11 protein-coding genes and 1 pseudogene are annotated in these 23400 nt (G+C 73.2%); 7 read left to right on the forward strand and 5 right to left on the reverse strand.

The genetic code is table 11. The features are described 5' to 3' along the window. Window positions 1-2: 2 nt before the first annotated feature. Window positions 3-839 (reverse strand): alpha/beta hydrolase, encoded by an 837-nt coding sequence (locus tag AB0I73_RS20520; protein ID WP_363039280.1) that lies wholly within the window; start codon window positions 837-839, stop codon window positions 3-5. A 225-nt stretch (window positions 840-1064) separates the two neighbouring features. Here AB0I73_RS20520 and AB0I73_RS20525 point away from each other — a divergent pair, with 225 nt between their 5' ends. The 3 genes from AB0I73_RS20525 (at window position 1065) to AB0I73_RS20535 (ending at window position 3765) form a co-directional block, all read left to right on the forward strand. Beyond that, on the forward strand, window positions 1065-2474 hold the full coding sequence (locus AB0I73_RS20525; RefSeq protein WP_363039282.1) for a cytochrome P450: 1410 nt from the start codon (window positions 1065-1067) through the stop codon (window positions 2472-2474). A 218-nt stretch (window positions 2475-2692) separates the two neighbouring features. Continuing rightward, a complete protein-coding gene (locus tag AB0I73_RS20530; RefSeq protein WP_363039284.1) occupies window positions 2693-3109 on the forward strand; it encodes a hypothetical protein in 417 nt (138 codons plus the stop codon). Between the two features lie 98 nt (window positions 3110-3207). After that, window positions 3208-3765 carry a hypothetical protein gene (locus tag AB0I73_RS20535; RefSeq protein WP_363039286.1) on the forward strand — a complete coding sequence of 186 codons (558 nt, stop codon included), beginning with the start codon at window positions 3208-3210 and terminating at the stop codon, window positions 3763-3765. 7 nt (window positions 3766-3772) lie between these two features. Here the strand turns inward: AB0I73_RS20535 and AB0I73_RS20540 are convergent, their stop codons facing one another. Then, entirely contained in the window at window positions 3773-4195 is a 423-nt protein-coding gene (locus tag AB0I73_RS20540; RefSeq protein ID WP_363039287.1) for a DUF350 domain-containing protein, read from the reverse strand. 556 nt (window positions 4196-4751) lie between these two features. On the opposite strand from AB0I73_RS20540, the gene AB0I73_RS20545 reads away from it, so the two are divergent. The 3 genes from AB0I73_RS20545 to AB0I73_RS20555 all read left to right on the forward strand — a co-directional run bounded on the left by AB0I73_RS20545 (window position 4752) and on the right by AB0I73_RS20555 (window position 7271). Then, a complete protein-coding gene (locus tag AB0I73_RS20545) occupies window positions 4752-6011 on the forward strand; it encodes a lectin (protein ID WP_363039289.1) in 1260 nt (419 codons plus the stop codon). A gap of 65 nt (window positions 6012-6076) precedes the next feature. Further along, complete coding sequence (locus AB0I73_RS20550; protein WP_363039291.1) at window positions 6077-6541, forward strand: hypothetical protein; 465 nt, start codon at window positions 6077-6079, stop codon at window positions 6539-6541. Between the two features lie 151 nt (window positions 6542-6692). Beyond that, complete coding sequence (locus AB0I73_RS20555; protein WP_363039293.1) at window positions 6693-7271, forward strand: TerB family tellurite resistance protein; 579 nt, start codon at window positions 6693-6695, stop codon at window positions 7269-7271. A gap of 21 nt (window positions 7272-7292) precedes the next feature. Here AB0I73_RS20555 and AB0I73_RS20560 read toward each other — a convergent pair whose 3' ends face one another. Further along, window positions 7293-19481 carry an amino acid adenylation domain-containing protein gene (locus AB0I73_RS20560; RefSeq protein WP_363039295.1) on the reverse strand — a complete coding sequence of 4063 codons (12189 nt, stop codon included), beginning with the start codon at window positions 19479-19481 and terminating at the stop codon, window positions 7293-7295. Between the two features lie 251 nt (window positions 19482-19732). Here AB0I73_RS20560 and AB0I73_RS20565 point away from each other — a divergent pair, with 251 nt between their 5' ends. Continuing rightward, the gene (locus AB0I73_RS20565) at window positions 19733-20455 is read left to right on the forward strand and encodes an FAD binding domain-containing protein (RefSeq protein WP_363039297.1); all 723 of its coding nucleotides are present in this window, start codon (window positions 19733-19735) and stop codon (window positions 20453-20455) included. Window positions 20456-20506: 51 nt separating this feature from the next. On the opposite strand, the gene AB0I73_RS20570 is transcribed toward AB0I73_RS20565, so the two are convergent. Then, window positions 20507-21985: a glutamate--cysteine ligase gene (locus AB0I73_RS20570; RefSeq protein WP_363039299.1), complete on the reverse strand. Its 1479-nt coding sequence runs from the start codon at window positions 21983-21985 to the stop codon at window positions 20507-20509. 397 nt (window positions 21986-22382) lie between these two features. Continuing rightward, window positions 22383-23311 (reverse strand): annotated as a pseudogene (locus tag AB0I73_RS20575) (MFS transporter); the annotation flags it as partial. Between the last annotated feature and the right edge of the window lie 89 nt (window positions 23312-23400).

The following is a 23400-nucleotide window of genomic DNA, read 5'->3' on the forward strand; positions in this document are numbered from 1 at the left end:
CCTCACTTGGCGAGGAAGGACAGAAGCGCCCGGTTGACGTCCTCGGCGTGCGTCCACAGCAGACCGTGCGGAGCGCCCTCGAGCTCCACGTACTCCGCGCTCGGCAGCGCCCGGTGGAACGGGCGCCCCGCCGAGTCGATGGGCAGGATGTTGTCCGCCGTCCCGTGCAGGATCAGGGCGGGCACGTCGACGGCGGGGATGTCCCCCCGGAAGTCGGTGAACCACGTCATCGGCGCGGCCGCCGCGGCGAAGGATCCACCCGACGCCGCCGTGTGCCAGCTGTTGCGGACGGACTCCGGGCTGATCCGGCTGCCGAGGTTCTCGTCGAGGTTGTAGAAGTCCTTGAAGAACGACGTGTAGTACGCGTACCGGTCGGCCTTCACCGCCGCGGAGATGCCCTCGAAGAACTCGCGGGGCGCCGCGCCGTCCGGGTTGTCGTCGGTCTTCAGCAGGTAGGGCTCCAGCGAGGCGAGGAAGGCCACCTTCGCGACGCGCTCCGTGCCGAACCTGCTGACGTATCGGGCTACTTCACCGGTGCCCATGGAGAACCCGACGAGCACGGTGTCCGAGACGTCGAGCGTCTCCAGGACCGTGTTCAGATCGGAGGCGAAGGTGTCGTAGTCGTATCCCGTCGTGGGCTGGCTCGACTGTCCGAATCCGCGCCGGTCGTAGGTGATCACGCGGTACCCCGCGTCGAGCAGCGCGGCGGACTGCTTCTCCCAGGAGCGGCCGTCGAGTGGGTACCCATGGATGAGGATCACGGCCTGTCCGGCCCCGTGGTCCTCGTAGTAGAGCTCGATGTCGGTGGAGTTCTCGCGTCCCACGGTGATGTAAGGCATTGCGGTTCTGTCTCTCCTCGGCTTGATGGCGGGCAACCCGGGTCGCACGACCGCGCCGGGGCGGAACCGGGCGATGTCTCCAGGTTCCCGCGACATGCGCGAACCCGCATCCGGTCGACGGTGCGTGTGAGATCGCCGAAGAGGACCTGCCGCAGCATCCTTCTCCGTGATCTTGGGCATGCATGGGGCGTCCGACGGCCCCCCCCACAAGGAGTGATCCGCTCGATGAGCGCCACGACGAGACCGTCCGCCCCGACTCCGACCGCTCCCGGCGGCCTGCCGCTGATCGGTCACGCCCACCGGCTGGCCCGGGACCCCCTTCCGTTCATCACCTCCCTGCGTCGGTACGGCAGCGTCGTCCGGATACGCATAGGTCCGAGCCCTGCCTACGTCGTCACCGATCCCGCGCTGACCCGCCGAGTCCTGGTGACCGACGCCGCCCACTTCCCGAAGGGCGGCAGGATCATCGATGCTCTCCGCCTCTTCTTCGGCGACGGTCTCGCCACCATCGCCGACGGCGAGGCGCACCTGCGCAACCGCCGTCTGATGCAGCCCATGTTCAACAAGTCGCACATCGCCGACCGCGGCGACGCCATGATCCGCCAGGTACGCGCCATGGTCGAGGCGTGGCCGCAGGGCGCGCCGCGGGATGTGTACGCCGACATGAACGCGACCACCCTCGCCGCGTTCCTTGTCGCCCTCTTCGGCACGGACCTGCCCGACCGACTGGAGAACGAGTTCACCTCGCTGATGCCCGAGATCATGGAGGGAACGATCCGGCAGACGATCCTTCCCTCCTGGATCACCGGACTGCCGCTGCCCGCGAACCGCGCCCACGCCACCCGCGTCGCCCGCCTGCGGTCCCTGATCGACCAGGCCATCGACCACCACTCCCCAAGCGCCGCGCACCCGGGGGCGGACGAGACCGGTGCGGTACCGGCGCGGTGCCCGCACGCGTCGGCACCGCCGGCGCGCCAGGCGGGCCTGTTCGCCGCCCTGCTCACGGCCGAGACCCCGCTCAGCCGCCAGCAGTTGCAGGACGAGGCCATCACCCTGCTGACCGGAGCGATCGAAACCACCGGTACCACCCTCGCCTGGGCCCTGTACGAGATCTCGCGGGACCCCGGGACCGAGCGGCTCCTCCGTGAAGAACTCGCCCTCGTGTGTGCCGACCGCCCTCTGCGGCACGAGGATCTGGACCAGCTCGTCCACGCCCGGCGGGTCCTCCAGGAAGCGATCCGGAAGTACGGACCGGCCTGGATGGTGACGCGCACCGCGAGCCGCGACATCGAACTCGGAGGGCACCGCATCCCCGAGGGCGCCGACGTCGTCTGGAGCCCTTATCTGCACCAGCACGACCCGGAGGTGTTCCCCGCCCCGGACGTCTTCGATCCGGACCGCTGGACCCCTGACCGCTCGCAGGCCACACGTGGCTCCTTCCTGGCGTTCGGCGACGGCCGCCGGAAGTGCATCGGTGAGAACTTCGCCTGGACGGAACTCCAGATCATCCTGGCCACCATCCTCCAGACCTGGCCCCGGATCGGCGTCACCTCCGCCGCACCGAGCACCCAGGCGGTGGTCACCGTCAAGCCGGACAAGCTGATGATGACGTTCTCGTCCGAGGCTTCCGGCTGAAGCCGGACCGGTCGGGCCGGTCGCGGTGGGCGTACCGGCTCGACCGATCCGGCCATGAACGGCGAAGAACGGCCAAGTGCGGCTAGAAAACAGCACCCTCAGTCACCGGTGACGGGTTAATGTCGGTGTCAGGGAGCAGAATGATCAATGAAAGAGATCAACACCGGCGCCGTGCTGGGTAGACGGTCTCGAGTCCCGGCTCCGGAAAGGCCCCAGCGATGCTCTTCACCATCAACCAGATGCAGGACCGTCCGCGCGCCGGACGGGTGACCACCGGGCTCCGGGCGGCCCCCGCGAGTTCGTTCGTCCCGGAGGGTACCGGCGGCGCCGACGCACTGCGCATCATCGCCGATCCGCGCACCCCCACCTTCGTCACGGTGTACGCGAACGGCCGCCGCAGATACAGCTACTGGCGTCCGCTCGACTCCACCACGGGCCAGGGCGGTTGCTACGCGGCCCTGCCCACCTCGGACTGCGACGAACTGCACGCGGCAGGGAAGATCGAGCTCGGGGACCCCGTCGAGGACCCGAACCGGACGACATACCGGGTCAGCGCGTCCCCCCGAATCGCGCCCTCGCCGATACGCTCGGCGCGGGAGCGCCCCCGCGTGGTGCGAACGGCCCGCGTGGCCTGAACCGACCGCCGAGGTGCGCTCCCGTGCCGCGCGAGGTGCGCGGGACGCGGCACGGGAAGGCCGAACGGCACCGTCGAAAGCCGGGCAGAGTTCCGGGGATGCGCGGGAACATCATGAACATGGAGGCGACGGCACACCGGGCGGGAACGACGCGGGTGCGAGGGGCGGTCACGCTCCGGGTGCTCGCCGCGCTGACGGTCGGCGCGCTGGCCGGCTGCGGAGGTCCGGGCGGCGTGGGCGCGCAGTCCCCGGACGGCGACCGGGCGTCGGAGTCCCGCTCCGCCTCGGCACAGCTGTCGGTGTCGGCCGCGGACGGGCACGACACGGCCGCCTGCTCGGACGGAAACTGCGAGATCGCGGTCTTTGAACCGGTGACCATCCGCTTCGACGGGCCGGCCGGCACAACGACCCTGTCCGTGACCGAGGTCGGCCCGGACAGGATCGAGTACGCGCTGAAGTCCGGCAACGGCCAGTCCAAGGGCGGGATCGAAGGCCCCGGGCAGGGCTGCCTCGTCGTGCTGCGTTCCGACGGCTCCAGCACCTCGTGCGGCGGCATGGGCGACGGACGGCCACCCAGTGCCCGGTCCGACGCCGTCGTCGTCCAGGCGGTGACGGGGGAGGACGGCACGGCTCTGCTCCGCGTCGTGTCGGGCTGACGCGCCGTCAAGCGATGGAGGCCGAAACGACGGCGGACACCGCGAGGTTGCAGGACGCCGTCACCCAGACCGCGGGGTGCGGCTCCGGCTCGACCAGCGTGGCGCCCAGACGCCCCGGCGTGATGAGGTCCACCACCAGGAACGCCACGGCCATCATCACCAGCCCCAGCAGACCGAACGCCGCGGTCGACACCAGCCCCTTGCCGAAGTCCTCGTACGTCGTCCAGATGGATGTGAACACGATGCCGCCGATGCCGAGCAGCGCGGAGCTGAGCACCAGGGCGGCGTTACGGTTGCGCTCCTGCCATATCTGCCGGCCGAGCTTCCCCGGCGTCAGCAGGTCGACCAGGACGATCCCGAGGACCAGCAGGACGAGACCGAGCGCGCCGTAGGCGGTGGCCCGGCCGAGTCCGTCGACGATGTCGCTCATGGGGTTACCGGCTCCGTAGCGTGAGGGATCGTGAGTGATCGCGGTCAAGGGCGAGCAAAATGTAGCGCACCCCTTCGCCGCTCCGGTGCGTGCGGTGGGAAAGGCGTGCGCGACAGCGGCGGGACGCCGTCGGGCCTCCTCGCCGATGTCGTCCGCGCGGAAGACGAATCGGGCGGCCCCGTCGGTGATTCGGTAGCGGAAGGTCCGAGTGAGGCCGGCCAGTACACCCTCCGGCAGCGGCTCATGACGTCAGGCGCTGTCCTCGCCCGGTACGGCCCACCGGGCCGGACCGCTCTCGTACGGGAGGCGGTTGCGGAGTCTCGTGCCGAAGTTACGGCCACTTGATGTTCGACGGCGGTGTGCTGTCGTTCTCTCGCGCAGGCGGTGCGCGGTTCCCGTCCGCGTCACACCGGGGCATGGCGGTGAATCACTGGTCCGTACCAAAGTATTGACGCCCTCTTGGCTCACTCCTTAAATCAAGGGGCGACGCACTTACCCCCCCACAACCTCGGTCGGCGCACCCGTGTGTACGGGCCGCCGCACGGAAGGGAGAGCCATGTCCTCTCCGCGCATGCTCCGCAGATGGCTGATCGCCGCCCTGTCCGCAGCCCTGGTCGCCTCCGCCGCCGTCGGGACCGCCCGGGCGGAACCGGTGGACAGCACCGCCGCCGCGGCGGCGGTCGGCGCCGCGGCTCCCGCGGCCGTGACGTTCTCGGACAACTTCGACGGGCCCGCCGGCGCGGCGGTCGACTCCTCGAAGTGGCACATCGAGACCGGCGACAACGTCAACAACCACGAGCGGCAGTACTACACGTCCGGCAACAAGAACGCCGCCCTGGACGGCCAGGGCCACCTGGTGATCACCGCCCGCAAGGAGAACCCGGTCAACTACCAGTGCTGGTACGGCACGTGCCAGTACACCTCGGCCCGACTGAACACCTCCGGAAAGTTCACCGCGCAGTACGGACACGTCGAGGCGCGGATGAAGGTTCCACGCGGTCAGGGCATGTGGCCCGCCTTCTGGATGCTGGGCACGCCGGTCAACTGGCCGGACTCGGGCGAGATCGACATCATGGAGAACGTCGGCTTCGAGCCCTCCACCGTCCACGGCACCCTCCACGGCCCCGGTTACTCCGGCTCGGGCGGCATCGGTGCCGGCTACACGCTGCCCGGCGGCCAGGCGTTCGCGGACGGCTTCCACACCTTCGCCGTCGACTGGGCGCCGAACTCGATCACCTGGTCCGTGGACGGAAACGTCTACCAGCGGCGCACCCCCGCCGACCTGGGCGGGCGGGCCTGGGTGTTCAACAAGCCGTACTTCCTCATCCTCAACCTGGCGGTGGGCGGCTACTGGCCCGGGGACCCGGACGGCTCGACCGTCTTCCCGCAGCAACTCGTGGTCGACCACGTGTCGGTGACGACGAGTGACGCGCCGGCCGGCGGCGCGATCCGCGGTCTGGCGGGCAAGTGCGTCGACGTCGCCGGGGCGAACACGGCCAACGGCACCCCGGTGCAGCTCTACGACTGCAACGGCACCTCCGCCCAGCGGTGGTCGGTGGGCGGCGACGGCACGATCCGGGCGCTCGGCAAGTGCCTGGACGTCGCTTCGGGCGGCACGGCGGACGGCACCCCCGTCCAGCTGTGGGACTGCAACGGCACCGCGGCCCAGAGGTGGGTCGTCACCGGCGCCCGCGACATCGTCAACCCCCAGGCCGACAAGTGCCTGGACGTGACCGGTAACAACGCGGCCAACGCCACCCGGCTGCAGATCTGGACCTGCACGGGCGCCGCGAACCAGAAGTGGACGGTGGGCTGATCCCCGACCGGCTCCGGCGGGACCGCGACCCCGGTGGCGGTCCCGCCGACCACTACGCTCGCCGGATGCGCACTCCCCGCTCAGCCTCGGGCTGGACCATGGCCGTCTTCGGAGCACTCGCCGCCGCGCTGGGCGCGGTGGGCCTGATCGCGCCGGCCGCGCAGTTGTCGCTGCTGGGCCTCGCGGCCCCGGGCGGGCGGGGCGGCAGCGGCGACCTCACGCCGGCCTTCGTGACGGCGTCCTCCATGGCGGCGTTCAACATGGGCGTGTACTACATACTGGCGGCGCTCGCCGACTGGCGGGCCTTCTTCCGGTGGACGGTGCCGTTCCGGCTGCTGACGTGCACGGTGTTCACGGTCGCCGTGTTCACCGGGCGAGCGCCCGAGGCGTTCATCGGCGTCGGTGTGTGGGAGGGCCTCGGCGCGGTCGCGACCGGTGCGGCGCTGCGGTACGAACGGCGCACCGCCGCAGCGGGCAACCCCGGCGAGAGGGCGGCGGCCCCCGAGTCCGCGGACCGTGCCGAAGCCTGAACGCGACGCGTTGGACCACTCTAAGTATTTTTACCTTTCTTTTGTTGTGTGGGAACACGGTCGCCACCGCGTCCGTTGACCGGTCGGACCGCGAGATCCGGGACTGACGACCGGTACCGGAGAGACAGCAACAGAAGCCGAGGTGGAACCAGTGGCGATGTGGGACCGTGTCAAGGACCAGGCCAGGGCGCTGCAACAGTCCCAGGGCACGCGGGCGGGAGGCGGGCAGTACGGGAACCCCGGACCGGCACCGGCCGGCGGCCCTGCGCGCGGTTCGTCCTCCGGCGGCTCCAAGGCCCAGCTGATGGGCTTGCTGAAGTCCCAGCTCGCTTCGGCGAAGGCGGAGCTCAAGAGCGGCGCCTACCGGGACGCCAGCATGGCGATGTGCGCGCTGGTCGCGGCCGCTGACGGGCGGGTGGATCCGGCGGAGCGGCAGCGCGTGGAGGAGCTGATCGTCTCCAACGACGTCCTGCAGAACTTCCCGCCGGAGCAGCTCCGCAAGCGGTTCAACGACCACGTGGACCAGCTCGTGGCCGACTTCGAGGCGGGCAGGGCGCGGGCGTTGCAGGACATCGCCAAGGCGGCGAAGAAGCCCGTCGAGGCACGCGCGGTCGTCCAGACCGGCATGGTCATCGCCGGTGCCGACGGCACCTTCGAGGCGTCCGAGCAGTACGCCATCCGTGAGGCCTGCGCGGCCCTGAACCTCTCACCGACGGAATTCGGAGTCTGAGGGCCGCTCAGGTCCCTTCGGTCACACCGCCGGAGCGCCTCCGACGGTGTGACCGAGCAGGTGCAGGGGGGCGGCCGACACCCCGGCCCGTTCCACGGCGTCCCAGTAGGCCAGGGCCACCCCGGCGTCCACCAGGCCGTGCACCAGCGGCAGTCCGTGGCCGGCCGCGTGCAGCAGGGACTCGGCGCGGCAGGACGCCAGGGTGCCCTCGATCCAGGGCTGGGCGAGATAGCCGGCCGCCGCCACGGCCGGCAGGTCCTCGGCGACCTCCCGGTCGGTGCGGCCGACGTGCAGCAGCCCGCCGCCCAGCACCAGCACGTCGTCGTGTTCCCGCATGCGTGCGAGGGCCCGCTCGGTGTCGAAGCAGTGCGGGAAGGAGTCGTCGACCACGATGGCCCCCGGCCGCAGCCGGTCGACGTCGAGCACCGCGGTGGCGCCGCTCACCGCCGTCACCAGCAGGTCCGCCCCGTGGACCGCGTCCGGCAGCACCCGATCCGACTCCGCCACCTCGACGCCGCCCGCACCGACCAGTCCACGTTCCCGCAACCGCCGTCCCAGCGCGGCCAGTCGTGGCCCGCTGCCCCGCACGTCGCACAGCAGCAGACGTCGGGGAGGCCGGGCGGCCAGGGACAGCAGCAGCTCCAGGGAGGAGGCGCCGATCGAACCCATTCCGGCGAACGCCACGTCGAGATCCGAGAGATCCCGGCCCGTGGCGCCGAGCGCCGCGTGCACCGTCCTGACCACCGCCACCACCGTCGCCGCGTGCCCCGTCGTCACGGCCGCCGGACGACTTCCGGACCGCAGCACGTCGAAGCCGTAGCCGGTCAGCGACGGAATCATCCCCGCCAGGGACACACAGCGCGCTCCCTGCGCGGCGGCGAGCGACACGGCACGGACCGCGTGCCCCACCAGCCCGCTGCCCGCCGTGAGTTCGTCGGCGAAGAGCGGAACGCAGACGAAACCGGACCGGCCCAGCGGCGTACGGACCGTCTCCAGCAGACGCGGGACGCCGTCGGGGAACAGCAGGTCGCGCAGCTCGGCCCGCGGCAGTGCCGACACGGGCAGACCCGCCAGGCGCGCCAGATGACCGGGTGCGGGCAGGTAGCCGACCAGGGCCGCGTCCATCGTGTCCCGCGTCCCGGGCCCATGGCGGCCACCCGAACCGGAGGGGCGCGGCGCGGGCCGGGGTGTTCCGGGCCGCTCCGGCACGCCACCGCCACCTGAGGCGGCCCGGATGAGACGCCGGCGCACCGATTCGGCGAAACGGTCGAGCGTGCCCGGTGCGAACGCCGCCGCCGAGCCCCGGACCGTGACCCGCACCCCGTCCGCGTCGGGCCGTACCGCCATGAACACGTCCGTCGTGGCAGAGGGCGGCAGGAACGTGCTGTCGCCCGACTCCCACGACAACCGCAGCGTCCCGCCGTCCGCGGGAGCCAGCGCGGAGAAGTCGAGGAAGGTGAAGAAGAACTGCGAGGTCAGGGGAAGCCCGTCGGTACTCCGGGGGATCACGTCCTCATGGGCGCGTGCCTCCTCCGCCTCCGCTGCGACGCGGCGGAGCGCGCCGTCGAAGTCCCCTTCGGAGAGGGGTCCGCCGGAGGGGGAGGCGGAGGTGTGGGCGGAGGCCGGCCGTACGGGTACGGCCGTGGCGAACGGGCCGAAGACCCGGTGCGCGTCGGGCAGCTTTCCGTCCCGGCCGCTCACCGCCAGCCCCACGATCAGGTCAGGTCGGCCGGTCAGCGCCGTGAGCTCCTGGTAGTAGGCGGTCAGCAGCGGCGCGTAGAGGGTGGTCCGCGCGCGGGCGGCGAGTGCGCGCAGTGCCGCCGTCGGGGAGGCTCCGAGGGTGAACTCCGCGGAGCGGAACATGACGTCGCTGCAGGCCCCGGTCGGCTCCTCCTCGCCGTTGCCGCTGACGGTGGTCCGCAGCACCGGCGGTCGGTACGGGGCGCACACCCGGGCCCGGCGCCGCGCCCGGGCCCGCCCGGCGGCACCTGCCTGGTGCCCGGCCTGCGTCGAGGACCGGACGTGGTCACGGAAGTCGCCGCGTGGCGGCGGGAGCGGGGGCGCGTCGCCGCCGCCGGTCAGCCGGTCGTACACCTCGGTCAGTTCCTGCATCAGCAGCGCCGCACTGTATCCGTCGCCGATGACATGGTGCGCGTGCACCAGCAGGACGTGCTCCTCCGGGGCCAGGCTCAGCACCTGGAGCCGCACCAGCGGCCAGGCCCAGGGCTCGAGGCGCCGTGCGGCCTCGGCCGCGGCCCGTTCGTCCACTTCGGCAGGGGTCGCGACCGTCGTGAAGGCGACCGGCAGACGCAGCGAGGGCGGCAGTTCCTGCTGGACGGGCGGACGGGCACCGGCCGGGAAGACGGTGCGCAGCATGCCGTGACGTTCCACCAGCAGGTCGACCGCGGCCTGGAAGACATCGGGGTCCAGCGGTCCGGACAGCCGAAGCCGCGCCAGCCAGGTACCACCGCCCGGCGCGAGGGCCTCCGCGAGGAGGAAACCGCGCTGACCGGGCGTGACGGGGAACGGGGCCGTGCGGTCGTCCGCGGCCGGGGAAGGAGAAGGGGCAGGGGCAGCAGAACGCGGCTCCACCGCGACGGCGTCGACGGCCGCGGAGAGTGCCGCGAGGGTGCGATGACGGTAGATCACGGTCGGCCGGGGCAGCGGCGCTTCGAGCTCCGCGAGCCGGGAGAACACCCTCAGGACGAGCAGCGAGTCACCGCCCAGATCGAAGAAGTCGTCCTCCCGGCGTGCCGAGGCCACCTGGAGCACGTCGGACCAGATCTCCGCCATGCGTCGTTCGGTCGCTGTGGCCGGGGGAGTCCCGGCACCGTCCGGCAACGCCGAATCGGCGGGGACACCGTCCTGGGCCGCCGTCGCGCCGGAGCCGGGGGACGGGTCGGCCAGCGCGAGGCGGTCCACCTTGCCGGTGCCCGTGAGGGGCAGCGCGTCGAGGCAGGTGATCCGGGCCGGGAGCATGTACGACGGCAGGAGACCGGCCAGGTACCGGCGCACCTTCCGGGTGTCCGGCCGGTCCGCCGCGGCCCGGGGGGTGACGAAGGCGAGCAACCGCCCCTCACGCGCGATCACCACCGCCCGTGCGACGCCGGGACATTCCTGGAGCGCCGCTTCGACCTCTCCCGGCTCCACCCGGTTCCCACGGATCTTCACCTGGTCGTCGATCCGGCCCAGGAACTCCACGGTGCCGTCGGCCGACCGGCGGACCCGGTCTCCGCTGCGGTACCAGCGCCGCCCCGCCCGCAGGGTGAACGCCCGCCCGGTCAGCTCCGGTTCATCCAGGTAACCGGGGGTCAGACCGGCGCCCGCGATGAGCAGTTCACCCGGCTCGTCCGGCTCGCAGGAGGTGCCGTCGGCGCGGACCACCTCCAGGTCGGTTCCGGCCACGGGGCGTCCGATCGGCAACTGCCGCACCTCGTCGCCGGGGCGGGAGTCGATGACGTGACAGGTGGCGTTGACGGTCGACTCGGTGGGCCCGTACAGATTGGCGATGCGCGCGCCGGTCCCGAACAGGTCGAACCAGCGGCGCACGTGATCCACGGGCAGTGTCTCCCCGCCGACATGGACCCATCGCAGCGCGGTCAGGTCCGGCAGACCCGTCCCGCTCCGTACCCTCGCCTCGGCGGCGGACAGCAACTGTTCCCACAGCGTCGGCACGGAACTCCACACGGTCACCCGCGCCCGCTCCACGTGCGTGAGCAGCAGTTCGGGATCCCGCAGCAGGGCCCGCGGCACCGGCACCACGGTGCCGCCGACCAGGAGAGGGGCGAGCAACTGGCGCACCGAGGCGTCGAAGCAGGGCGACGCGGTCTGCGCGAGGCGGTCGCCGGCACCGTAGCCGAAGGCGGCGACCGCCCAGTCGAGGTAGTTCTCCATCGCCCGGTGGGTGATCGGTACCGCCTTGGGCCGTCCCGTGGAACCGGAGGTGAAGATGACATAGGCGATCGCCCCGGCACCGGGCGGCGCGGCAGGAGGCTCCGGTACGGTCACGGGAACGCCGCCGTCCACCGGTGCGTCCCCGAGGACGGGAACCGCCCGTACGGCCGTGAGCGCGTCGGCGGTCTGCCGGGTGGGGGCGTGGCACACCACGGTGGTGGTGCCCGTGCGGACCAGTTGGTCGGCCAGGCGCGCGACGGGATGCTCCGGGTCGAGCGGGACCCAGCCGGCTCCCGCGCGCAGGATGCCCACCACACCGACGACGGTGTCGGCACCCGGCTCGGTGAGCAGGCCCACCAGATCACCCGGCCGTACGCCGAGGGCGCGCAGGCGCGCGGCGAGCAGAGCGGAGGCGCGATCGAGCGCCCCGTAGCTGAGCGACGCACCCGCGACGTCCGCGGTGGCAGTGGCGTCCACCGCGACCGCGTCGGGCCGGTCCCGGAACCGGTCGAGCAGCCGCGCGACCAGCGGGGACGGCACCGGGGACGGCACCGGGTGAACGGCGCCGGCATCCGGCGACGGTGCCGCCGGGCCGGGCGACGGCGGTGTGCCCGGCACCGCGGCCAGTTCGGCGCGGAACTCCCGGTCCAGTCGTGCCACGGTGGCCCGCCGGAACAGCGGCTCCGGGAAGTTCCACGACCAGCGCAGGAGCGGGCCGTCCGCCCAGCACAGCAGACTCAGCCGGGTCGCGGCCGACCCGGTGCCGGCCGCCGTCGCCCGTACCTCCACCGGGCAGTCCGCGGCCGAGCTCACCGGGAAACGGGCGAAGCTGAAGCCCGCCGGGCTCACCGTCCGGGGGCCGGATCCGGTACCGGGCGCGGCACCGGGAAGCAGCGCGGCCAGGTCCAGACTGCTCAGCCCCGCGTGCCGTTCGCCCTGCAGCCAGGTCCGGCGCAACCGCTCCGCCAGGGGCAGGATCCCCTCGTCGTCAGCCGTTCGGCACAGCAGGGGAAGGGTGTCGGCGAGCGGGCCGACCAACCGCTCCACACCCTCGAAGCGGTCCTCGCGACGGGCCCTGGCCACGTTCACGGCGACGTCCCGGCCCTTCGACCACCGGGCCAGGCAGCGCACATACGCGGCGAGCAGCAGGTGGAACAGGGAGATGCCGTGCGCGGCGGCCAACTGTTCCAGGCCGGCGGTGAACTCCGCGTCGAGCTCGCCGTAGTGCTGCACGATCGGGCCGGACGGGCCGGACGGGGGCGCGTCGGGAGCACTGTCGTACGGCAGCCGCAGCGGTTCGTCATGGGCGGCGAGGCGCTCGGACCAGTAGCGCCGGTCGGCACGCCGCTCAGCGGACTCGGACGACGGCAGACTCGACGCGTACTGCGCGAAGTCCGGGGCCGCGAGCGACTGTTGCGGACACTCGCCGTGGTACAGAGCGGTGTACGTGTTCCACAGTTCCTCGGCGAGGAGGTTCAGGCTGTAGCCGTCCACCGCCACGTGGTGCACCACCAGCAGCAGATGGGCGAGCGCCGGCTCCCGGCGGAGCAGTACGGCCCGGATCGGCGGCAGCGCCGCCAGGTCGAACGGCTGGTTGCACACGGCCGTTTCGACAGCGTCCACCTCGTCGGCGGCGCCGTCGCGCACCTCGTACCAGTCCGACAGCGGCACCGGCGGCGCCGTGCGCTGCGTCGGCAGCCCGCCCGGTTCAGGTACGTCGGCCACCCGCAGCCGCAGCATGCCGTGCCGTTCGGCCAGCGCCGCCAGCGCCCGGCCGAGCAGACCGGTGTCGAGCGGGCCGCGGACCGTCAGGCGCAGATGCCCCCGTGCCGGGACGTCCGGGTGCAGCCTGCTGCTGGTGTACAGCGCGAGCTGCACGGGCGTCAGGGCGAAGGGCAGCTTGTTCCCGGCACCGGGCCCGTCATCCGGCCCGGGCCCGTTCGCGGCCGGTGCGGAGGGTTCACCGGTGTGGTCCTCCAGGTGGGCGGTGAGTTCACGCACCGTCCGGTGCTCGAAGAAGAGCGTGGTGGGCAGTCGCCGCCCCAGCCTCCGCTCCAGCCGCTTGACCAGGTCGACGGCGCCCAGCGAGTCCAGGCCGAGCCGCAGGAACGGTGTGTCGTCGTCGACGGCGGACGCCGGGACACCGAGCGACTGCGCCAGCAGTTCCCGCAGCACGACGGCGGTGTCCGAGGGCACCGCGGACCGGCGTCGGCCGGCGTCGTCCGTGTCGTTGGTCCTCTCGACGGCCGTGGGCCGTGCGGGACGCTGCGGCACGGCGGCAGGCCGTGGCGCCGGCGCCAGGTCGGCGAGGACCAGCTGAGCGGCGTCGGTGCCGCACGCCGTGCGCAACGCGGCCAGCGCGGGCGCGGTGGCCAGGGGCCGGCCTCCGCCGCCCGCGACGGCCGTGCGGCTCCCGGCACCGTCGAGTGCTCCGAGGCCCGCGGCGACCGCGAGGCCCGTCTCGGCGAACGGGCCCAGGTTCACCGACAGCCAGGGCCGGCCCGCCAGGCGCTCTGCTCCGGCGAAGGAGTCGAGGAAGGCGTTGGCCGCCGCGTAACCGCCCAGCGCACCGGCCAGGCCGGGCAGCACCGACGAGACCGACGAGAACGCGACACACACCCCCGGACGCTGCCCGTGCCGCTGCAACGCGTCGGCCAGCAGGACCGTGCCCAGGGTCTTTGCCCCCAGCGCGTCCACCGTCTCCCGCACGCCCGTCCCGCGCAGGCTGCCGGGCCGTACCACGCCCGCCGCGTGGAACACGGCATCCAGCGGCGGCAGCACGCGGACGAGCCGCTCCACGTCGTCGGGCGCCGTGAGGTCGGCCGTGACGTAGCGTGCGTCGGCACCGAGGCCGGTGAGCTCTTCCAGCAGACCCGAGGGCGGGTTCGGGGACCGTCCCGCCAGCACCAGGACCGGCCGGCCCCGGCCCGCCAGGTCCCGGGCCAGTGCGGACCCGATGCCTCCGGCACCGCCCGTGACGAGGTACGCACCGTCGACCGGCAGCCGGTCCTCGCAGACCGGCTTGCCCGCCGCTCCCGCCGCTTCCGGCGCGACGGACCGTACGAGGCGCTGCCCTCCCCTCCAGGCCACGGCTCCTGCCGCCTGCGGCGCCGTCAACTCGGCGGCCAGGGCACGGAGCAGCCGCTCGCCGTCGGGGGAGTCGGGGGAGCCGGGTGCGTCGTGGGACGAGAGGTCGATCCAGTTCGCGACCACCCCGGCCGACTCCTCCGGCACGGCGAGTGCCAGACCGCCCAGGACCGCCTGCCCGGGCACCGCGTGCTCCACACCGTGCCCGGTGACGTGCGCGTCCTCGGTCACGACCAGCAGGCGGCGGGCTCCGGACCGGTCGAGCAGGGCGAGGGCGTCCTGGAACGCCGCGACGGCCTGCCGCAGGTCCCCTTCGAGACCCTCCGCCGGGTCCGGCCGGGCCGGCCCGCCGAGGAGGACCACCGCCTGCGGACGGATCTCACCGTCGTCGGCCGTGACGGCCCGCACGCCGACGGCGGCGAACCCGTCCGCCAGGCGGCGCACCGCCACCGGGTCCGCGCCGGTCACCAGCACGGGGCCGGGAAGACCGTCGCCCGGCAGGGGCGCGGGCCGCCAGCCGACGCGGTGCAGCAGTCCGCGCGCATCGGGCTCGGGCCAGTGCCTGCGCCGCTGGTACGGGTACGGCGGCAACCGCACTCTGCGGTGGCCCGCGTCGAGCGCCGTACGGTCCAGCGGCACCCCGCGCACCCACAGCCGCGCCACCGTCTCCATCAACTCCCGTGCCCCGCCCGGCGCGGCCCCGGTGCCGGGCCGCTGTACGGGGGCGGACACCACGAGGGCGCCGTCATGAGCGCCGTCATGGCCGCCGCCGGGGTGCCCCCGGCGGCGGGCGGCCACCGCACGGATGGGACCCGCGAGGTTCTCACCCGGGCCGAGTTCCACGAACGTGTCGTAGCCCTCGTCCAGCAGACGGTCCACGGCCCGGCCGAACAGGACCGGCCGCAGCGCGTGTTCGCGCAGGTGGTCCGGGTCCAGGAGCGGCTGCCACTCGGCGGTGAGCGTGCTCATCACCGCGAGCGCGGGCACCGAGGGGCTCAGCAGCCTGCGCGCCGCATCGCTCACCCCGGGTGCGACCGGCGTCATCAGCGGCGAGTGGAAGGCGCGCGGCACCCGCAGCGCACGGACTGTCGCGCCCTGCGCGGTGAGCAGTTCCGACGCCTGCCGCACCGCGTCGGGGGTGCCGGAGATCACCAGTCGGCCGGGACCGTTGTACGCCGCTACCGCGAGGTCACCGGGGGAGGCCGCCACCAGGTCCTCCACCGCCCGTTCGTCGGCGCCCCGCACCGCCGCCATGGCACCCGGCGCGGTCGAACCGCCCATCAGCCGCCCTCGTTCCGCGGCGAACAGCACCGCCTCGGACAACGACAGCATGCCGCCGACGCAGGCGGCCGCCAGTTCACCGACGCTGTGCCCGACCACCGCGTCGGGCCGCACCCCCCAGGCCGTCAACTGCCGGGCGAGCGCGACGCCGTGCGCCACCAGAAGCGGCTGCGCCACCTCGGTCGCGGCCAGCGAGGAGGCGTCGACTCCGCCGTCGACGCACCAGCCCGTCAGCTCCCGCCCGTGCACGGCCCCCACCAGCGCCGAGGCCTCGTCGAGCGTCGTGCGGTACACGGGTGCAGTGTCGTACAACTCCCGCCCCTGTCCCGGTCGCAGGCCGCCCTGACCGGGCAGGACGAAGACGGTCCGGGGCCGGTGCGTCACCGTCCCGGCGACCGCGCCCGGCACGGGTGCCCCGTCGGCGGCGCGCACCGAGGCGAGTTGCTCACGCAGGTCGCCGGCGGCCACGACGGCGAGCCGGTGCGGCCGTTCGTCGCGTGCGGTGCCCGCCGTCAGACAGACGTCGCCCTCCGTGAACTCCGGGTGGTCACGCAACTGCTCCGAGACCCGCGCCGTCCACGCGTCGAGCCCGGCGGCGCTGCTTGCCGACAGGGTGAGCAGGTTCGGGCCCCGGGCATCCCCGCCCGGCGGCAGCGCACGGGAAGGCGGCGCCTGCTCCAGTACGGCGTGCGCGTTGGTGCCGCCGAAGCCGAAGGCATTGATCCCCGCCCTGTGCGGCCCGGACGACTCCCAGGCCGTCACCTCGGTGACCAGGGCGAACCCGGACCGCTCGACTGCGGGGGAGACCGGTGCGTGATGCAGGGAGGCCGGCAGCCGCCCGTGCCCGAGGGCCAGGACCACCTTCACCAGGGAGGGCAGCGCCGCCGCGTTCAGCAGGTGCCCGACGTTGGTCTTCACCGAGCCGAGCAGCCGGGGCCGGCCGTCCGGGCGGGCCGGGAAGGCATGGGCGAGGGACCGCAGTTCGATCGGATCCCCCACGGCGGTGCCCGTCCCGTGGGCCTCGACGTACGAGACCGACGCCGGGTCGACGCCGCAGCACGTGTAGGCCCGGCCGATCACCTCGCGTTGCCGCAGCGGGTTGGGCGCCATCAGACTCAGCGACGTGCCGTCGTTGTTCACCGCGGTACCGCGTACGAGGGCCAGGACCACGTCGTCGTCCCGCTGGGCCTCCTCGAGGCGCCGCAGGACGAGGACCGCGCCGCCCTCACCCGGTACGAACCCGTCGGCCGCGGTGCTGAAGGCACGGCTGCGCCCGGTCGGTGACAGGGCCTTGGCCGCCTCCAGGGCCTGGTGTGCGGAGGCGGTGAGGTGCAGGTTGACCCCGCCGACGACCGCCACGTCGCACTCGCCGTCCGCGAGACTGCGCCGGGCCAGATGCAGCGCCACCAGGCCCGAGGAGCACGCGGTGTCCACGGCCAGCGCCGGGCCGTCCAGGTCGAGGCAGTGTGCCACGCGCGCGGCGACCAGGTTGGGAAGGTTGCCGGTCAGGGCCGTCGCGTCCGCGGAAGCGCCCGCGGCGCCCGCCTCGGCGAGGAGTTGCCGGTAGCCGCTGTCGCCGACGGCGGCGAAGACCCCGGTCCGCAGGCCCCGCCGCCGGGGCCCCGCGTACCCGGCGCGTTCCAGTGCCTCGTGGGCGAGTTCGAGGAAGACACGCGCCTGCGGATCCAGCGTGCGCGCCTCCTCGTCACCGATGCCGAAGTGGCCGGCGTCGAAGGCGGCGGGATCGTCGAGGAAGGCCCCCCAACGCGCCGGCTGCTCCGGTCCCGTACGGCGGTGCGCGCTCCAGCGGCCCAAAGGCACCGCGGAGACGGCGTCTCGCCCGCCGGTGAGCAGGTCCCAGAACTCCTCCGGCGTGTCGGCCCCGGGAAACCGGCAGGCCAGCCCCACCACGGCGGTCGCGGACACACCGTCCGCACGGCCCGCGGCGGACGCCCCCTCCTGTCCGTACGCCACGGCCTCCCTCCCGGCGGACGTGCCCTCCACGGCATCCGTCCCGACGACGTCCATGAGGTGGTCGGTGAGCGTGGCGACCGTGTCGTTGCGCATCACCGCCGGCCCCAGAGCGACACCGAGGGACCGTTCCAGCCCGGCGAGCGCCTCCATGGCCCTGATCGAGGTACCGCCCAGCTCGGCGAACCGCTCCCGGTCCCCGAACGACGCCTGCGGCAGCCCCAGGGCCCCGGCCCACGCCTCACGCACCGCACGCCGGACCTCCCCGCGGGAACGGGGCGCCGACCCCGGCCCCGCGGACGACGGCCGCGGCCGTTCCACCGGATCGCCGGGCACCGCACCGGAACGCGCCGACGGCCGGTACGCCCCCGCCTCGAACCGGGAACGCATGCGCTGCCGCCGCACCTTTCCGCTCGTCGTGCGGGGGAAGGCGGACGGCGGCAGCGCGAGCACCCGTACGTCGTCGTGGCCCAGCGCCGCGCGGACCCGACGTGCGACCCGGTCCAGCACCTCGGACGCGGTACGCGGCGGTCGAGCCCAGGCGACGAACACCACCACCCGCTCCCCGCCGCCCACCGGGTCGGTCGACCCGACCACCACCGTCGTACCGGCCGGCACCCCCGCCGTACCGGCCGCCACCTCCTCCAGGTCCGGGGCGTGGAACGTACGGCCGTTGACGAACAGGACGTCCTTGTGCCGACCGCTGACGCACAGCCTGCCGTCCCGGAGGAAACCCAGGTCGCCGGTGCGCAGCCAGCCGTCCGCGAAGGCCCGCGCCGTCGCGTCCGGCAGACCGTGGTAGCCGCGTGCGATCTGCGGACCGCTCACCTCGATGTGCCCCACCCACCGGTCGCCCAGCACCCGGCCCCCGCCGTCGGTGATGCGCACCGAGCACCCCGGCACCGGTACGCCGACATCCATCAACTCCACGGCGTCACCGCCGGGTTCCCGTTCCACCACACGGCCCCGGCTGAGCGCGGCGCGCTCCACGGCCACCGGCACGGCCACCTCGCCCAGCGGCGGGAACGCGACGGCCAACGTCGCCTCGGCCAGCCCGTACACCGGCGTCGCCGCCCGCGGATCCAGCCCCGCCGCCCGGGTCCTGGCGGTGAAGTCCCGCCACACCGTCGCCGATATCGGCTCGGCCCCCACCAGGATCAGCCGCACCGTGCTCAGGTCCAGCCCGGCGAACACCTCGGCGGGAACCCGGCGGAGGGTCAGGGCCAGCGCGAAGTTGGCCGCCGACAGGATCGTGGCGCTATGCGCGGCGGCCACGTCGAACCACAGCCGGGGATTCTTCGCGAACGACAGGGGACCGATCTTCACCTGCTTGGCCCGCGCGGCCAGCGGTGCCAGATGCGTGCCGATCAGGCCCATGTCGTGGAAGTACGGCATCCAGCTGACCACCACGTCGTGTTCCGTGAGGGCGGAAGCCTCGGTCAGCTGCCGCAGGTTCGCCAGGACGGCCGCGTGGGTCAGCTCCACGCCCTTGGGCGCACCCGTGCTGCCCGACGAGAACTGCAGGAAGGCCAGTCCGTCCGGGGTCGCTTCGGCGGGAACGGCCAGGGGCGGGCACGCCCGCAGTGCGTCCAGCCGCAGGACCTCGGCGCCGCCGGGGAGTTCGGCGGCCACCGGCGCGCAGGCCGCGTCCACGACGACCGGGGGACGGCCGAGGTGCTCCCACACCGGCCGGACCCGCCGCGCGTCCGGCGCCAGCGGCACCGGTACCGAACCGGCCGCGAGCACGCCCCAGAACAGGGGCTGGAAGTCCGCGCTGTCCTCCGCGAGCACCGGGACGCAGGTGCCCGGCGCGACATGTGCCGCGCGCAGACCGCCCGCGACGCGCAGTGCCCGGTCCACCAGTTCCCGGAAGGTGACGGCCACCTCACCGCCGTCCCCCCGGACATGGACGATCACCTGGTCGGGGGAGCGGTGGGCGGCATCGAGCAGGACGTCCAGCAGCGTCGCGGCGTTCATCTGTCCGTTCGTTCGTCGGTGGGGCAAGCGGTGTGGTGAGCGGTGGGTGAGGCATGCGTTGTGTGGGACGGTCCGGAGCCGGGACAGGTTGCTTTGCCGTGCTGCCTCTCGCTGGGCGTACCTCCGCCGCACACGGTGCATGCGTGAGCCCTGTACGCGCCCCCGTGGCCGTACGGAGAATGCAGTGTCCGTGATCATGTGCGGAGTGCCCGGTTCCTTCCGCCGAAGCAGAGGAAAGCAGGTCGACCGCCGTGCTGTTGCGTCTGCCCACGTCCCTGTCCGAAGCACAGAACTGCATGGCCGAGGGAGCGGTGCCCATCGGCGGGGCCACCCTCGTGTGGGCACTCTGGCAGCGGGACGGCTTCCCCGAGCAGGCGATGTCCCTGCGCAGCCTCCCGGAGGCCAATGTGCTCGAGCGCGAGACCCTGGGCGCGGCCGTTCTGCTGCACCGGATCGACGAGCGGGTGCCGGAGGTCCTGCGCGGCGCGGCCGCCACCGTGGGCACCGGCGCCGTGCGCCGCACGGCCACGGTCGGCGGCAACATCGTGGGCAGCACCCTGCGCTGCCTGCTGCCGGCGGCGCTCGTCCTGGACGCGCGCGCCACCGTGCTGGACCGGGACGGGACCTACGAGACCGATCTGGGCGAGGTGGTGGCCAAGCGTCACCTGCTGCTCAGCCTGCGCTGGCGCGCCCCCGTGACGAGCGGGTACCACAAGGCGCCCGGCGAGGTGGGCGGACCGCCGCCGCTCGTCGTCGCCACCGCCGTGCACGCCGAGGGGGACGGACGGCGCCGTGTCCGCGTCGCCGTCCGTGACGGCTACGAGGTGAACGGCGGGAGCACGCAGTTCACGGCCGGCCCGGACGAGGTGCTGGATGCCCTGGACCGCACGGATCTCGGTTCGCTCCCCCCGGCAGCCCGGGACGTGATGCGCCGGGAGGTGTCCGGGGTCCTCGGCCGGGCCACCGACGGCTGACGGCACCGACGGCTCACCGCTCCAGCCGGCCGTGGGGGTGCCGAGCCCGCGTCAGTCGACGGGCCAGGTGTGCACCGGGGCGTTGAGGTGCATGTAGTCGATGTACACCTGCGTCATCCGCCGCAGGGCCTCATGGCGGCCGCAGTGGGCCGAGGCGTCGATGTGGTGGAACATCTCCTTCTGCCACACCGCCCCGTTGCGCCCGGTGACGCACCGCTGCTCGATGATGCCGAGCAGCGGCTCCCGCCAGACCTCGTCCATCCCGGAGAGCTCCAGCCCGCGGTGCGCCAGCGGCAGCAGCCGCCGCAGCACGAGCTCGGGCACCGGCACCTCGCCCATCCCGGGCCAGTACAGCCGTGCCTCGATGCCGTGCCGTGCCGCGGTGTGCAGGTTCTCCTCGGCGGCCGAGAACGACATCCGCGACCACACGGGCCGCTCCTCCTCCACCAGGGCACGGGTGAGCCCGTAGTAGAAGGCGCCGTTGGCCAGCGTGTCGGCCACGGTGGGGCCGGCCGGCAGCACCCGGTTCTCCACCCGGACGTGCGGCTTGTCGTGCGCGATGGCGTAGACCGGGCGGTTCCAGCGGTAGATGGTGCCGTTGTGCAAGGTCAGCTCGCCCAGTTCGGGGATGTCGCCGCGGTCCAGCGTCTCGGCGGGATCCTGCTCGTCACACAGGGGGAGCAGCGCCGGGAAGTACCGCAGGTTCTCCTCGAAGAGGTCGAAGACACTGTTGATCCACCGCTCCCCGAACCAGACCCGGGGACGCACCCCCTGCACCTTGATCTCCTGCGGGCGGGTGTCGGTGGCCTGCTCGAACAGCGGGATCCGTGTCTCGTGCCACAGTTCCTTGCCGAACAGGAACGGTGAGTTGGCCGCCAGCCCGATCTGCACCCCCGCGATCGCCTGCGCCGCGTTCCAGTAGTCGGCGAACTGCTCCGGGTACACCTGGAGGTGGAACTGGGTGCTGGTGCACGCGGCCTCGGGGGTGATCGTGTCCGCGTAGGTCCGCAGCCGGTCGACGCCGTCCACCTCGATGTGCAGGTCCTCGCCCCGGGCCGCGAAGATCTGGTCGTTGAGCAGCCGGTAGCGCGGGTTCTCCGACAGCGCCGACTCACCCACGTCCTCCTGCCGCAGCGTCGGCAGAATACCGGTCATGATCAGATGGGTGCCGACCGACTTCGCGCGTCGCTCCGCGTGATTCAGCGCGGCGCGGATCTCGGACTCCCAGGAGTCCGGGCCGCCCGCCGTCAGATGTCGGGGCGGCACGTTGATCTCCAGGTTGAACCGGCCCAGCTCCGTGGACCAGGCGGGGTCCGCGATCACTTCGAGCGCGTCGAGGTTGCGCATCACCGGCTCCGCCCGCTCGTCGACCAGGTTCAGCTCGATCTCCAGCCCCACCTGGGGCCGCTCGGACTCGAACCGTGCCTCGCGCAGCATCTGTGCGAACGTGTCGAGGCACTCCTGCATCTTGATCCGGTACCGGCGGCGGTCCTCACGGGTGAACACCAACGCCGGGACGTCGCGTCCCATCGCTTCGCCTCCCGGATCCCCGTCCTCGGACACCTCTCCACCCCAGCGTCGCACCACCGGGCGACTCCGACCAGACGGGACCCACCAGGACACCCTGCCCGCCGGGTACCCGGGTGGGGTACCCGGCGGGCAGGGAAACGCTCCTCGGGCGACGGGCTCCTGACGCCCCGGCGCCCTCGCCCCGCCACCACCCGTCGGCGGCCCCCGAAACCGCAGCGGCACCCCATCGGCGTACCTCGGTTGCGAACCGCCGCGCGGACCGGGCCAGCGTGCAGCGTGAAGACGCCGTGGCAGCGTCCGGCGGTTCTCACGCGTTGGTGGTCCAAGGCAAGACGCCCCACTCCCCGTGGGGAGATGCAGGTGCAAGGCCTGCCCAACGCTCCCTCCCGAGTGCCGATCAGCGGCGTTTCCTCTCCGGAGAACGAACCGGAGAACGTGGCTTCTCAGACTGAGGTTCCCCGGTGCCGGGCCCGCCCGCACGGTCCATCTGACGCCATTCCGGCCTCAGGCCGGCCGGATTCGTGGTGTGGAAGGGCGCGGCCCCTCCACCGAGCAGCACCGGCACGAGCCCGGCCGAAGCCACCGCCGCCCCGGCGATCAGCCCGCCCGGTGGCATGCCGGCCCAGGCCAGTGACGTGGTGAGCGCTTTGACCCTGCCCGGCATCCGGCGGGGGATCCGTTCGAAGAGCACGGCTCCCAGCACCGGGGTGACGAAGCCGACGCCGAAACCGCCGAGGGCGGACACGGCCAGTACCGCCCCCTCGGCGCGTCGTGGGCGAGGACCAGGAATCTCGGTGCCCCGGCGAGCGGGAACCCGGTGAAGAACACCAGCCGACGCCGCAGCCGGTGCGCGTACGCCGCGGCGATTTCCTGGACGCTCCCCAACAGGCCGATCGCACCGGGCCCGTTCCCGGACTCGTCGGCCCGGACCGGCACGAGCACCGAGTTGAACGCCGTGTCCAGCAGGTCGGTGACGGCGGCCATGAAAGCGACCGTCAGCAGCAACAGGTCACCGTGGAAGAACGTGAAGCCCGCCGCGAACCGTCGCCAGCAGCCTGCTTCCGGCGAACCGGCCGGCGAGGGCGGTGCGGTGGCGGCGCGCCCCGTGCCGCGAGGCAGGGACAGCGCGGTGACCACCGAACCGAGAGCGAAGCAGCCCGCGTCGGCGGTCAGCGTTGTCAGGGGACCGAGCAGCGCCACCAGGGCGCCGCCGGACGCCAGGCCGACGGTGGAGGCCAGGCGTCCGGTCACCCCTGACAGGCCGGCGGCCCGTTCCAGCGGTACCCGGCCGCGCTCGGCCGCCTCCGGCACCATGACCTCCTTAGAGGTCCTAACAGAGTGCTCGGACGCGCCGGTGCAGGATGAGGCAGACAGCCAACTGCAGGAAGGCGTCATGGATGTCGTCCCGGCGCTCC

It is taken from the genome of Streptomyces sp. NPDC050388 (assembly GCF_040655635.1).
Taxonomy (GTDB): Bacteria; Actinomycetota; Actinomycetes; order Streptomycetales; family Streptomycetaceae; genus Streptomyces.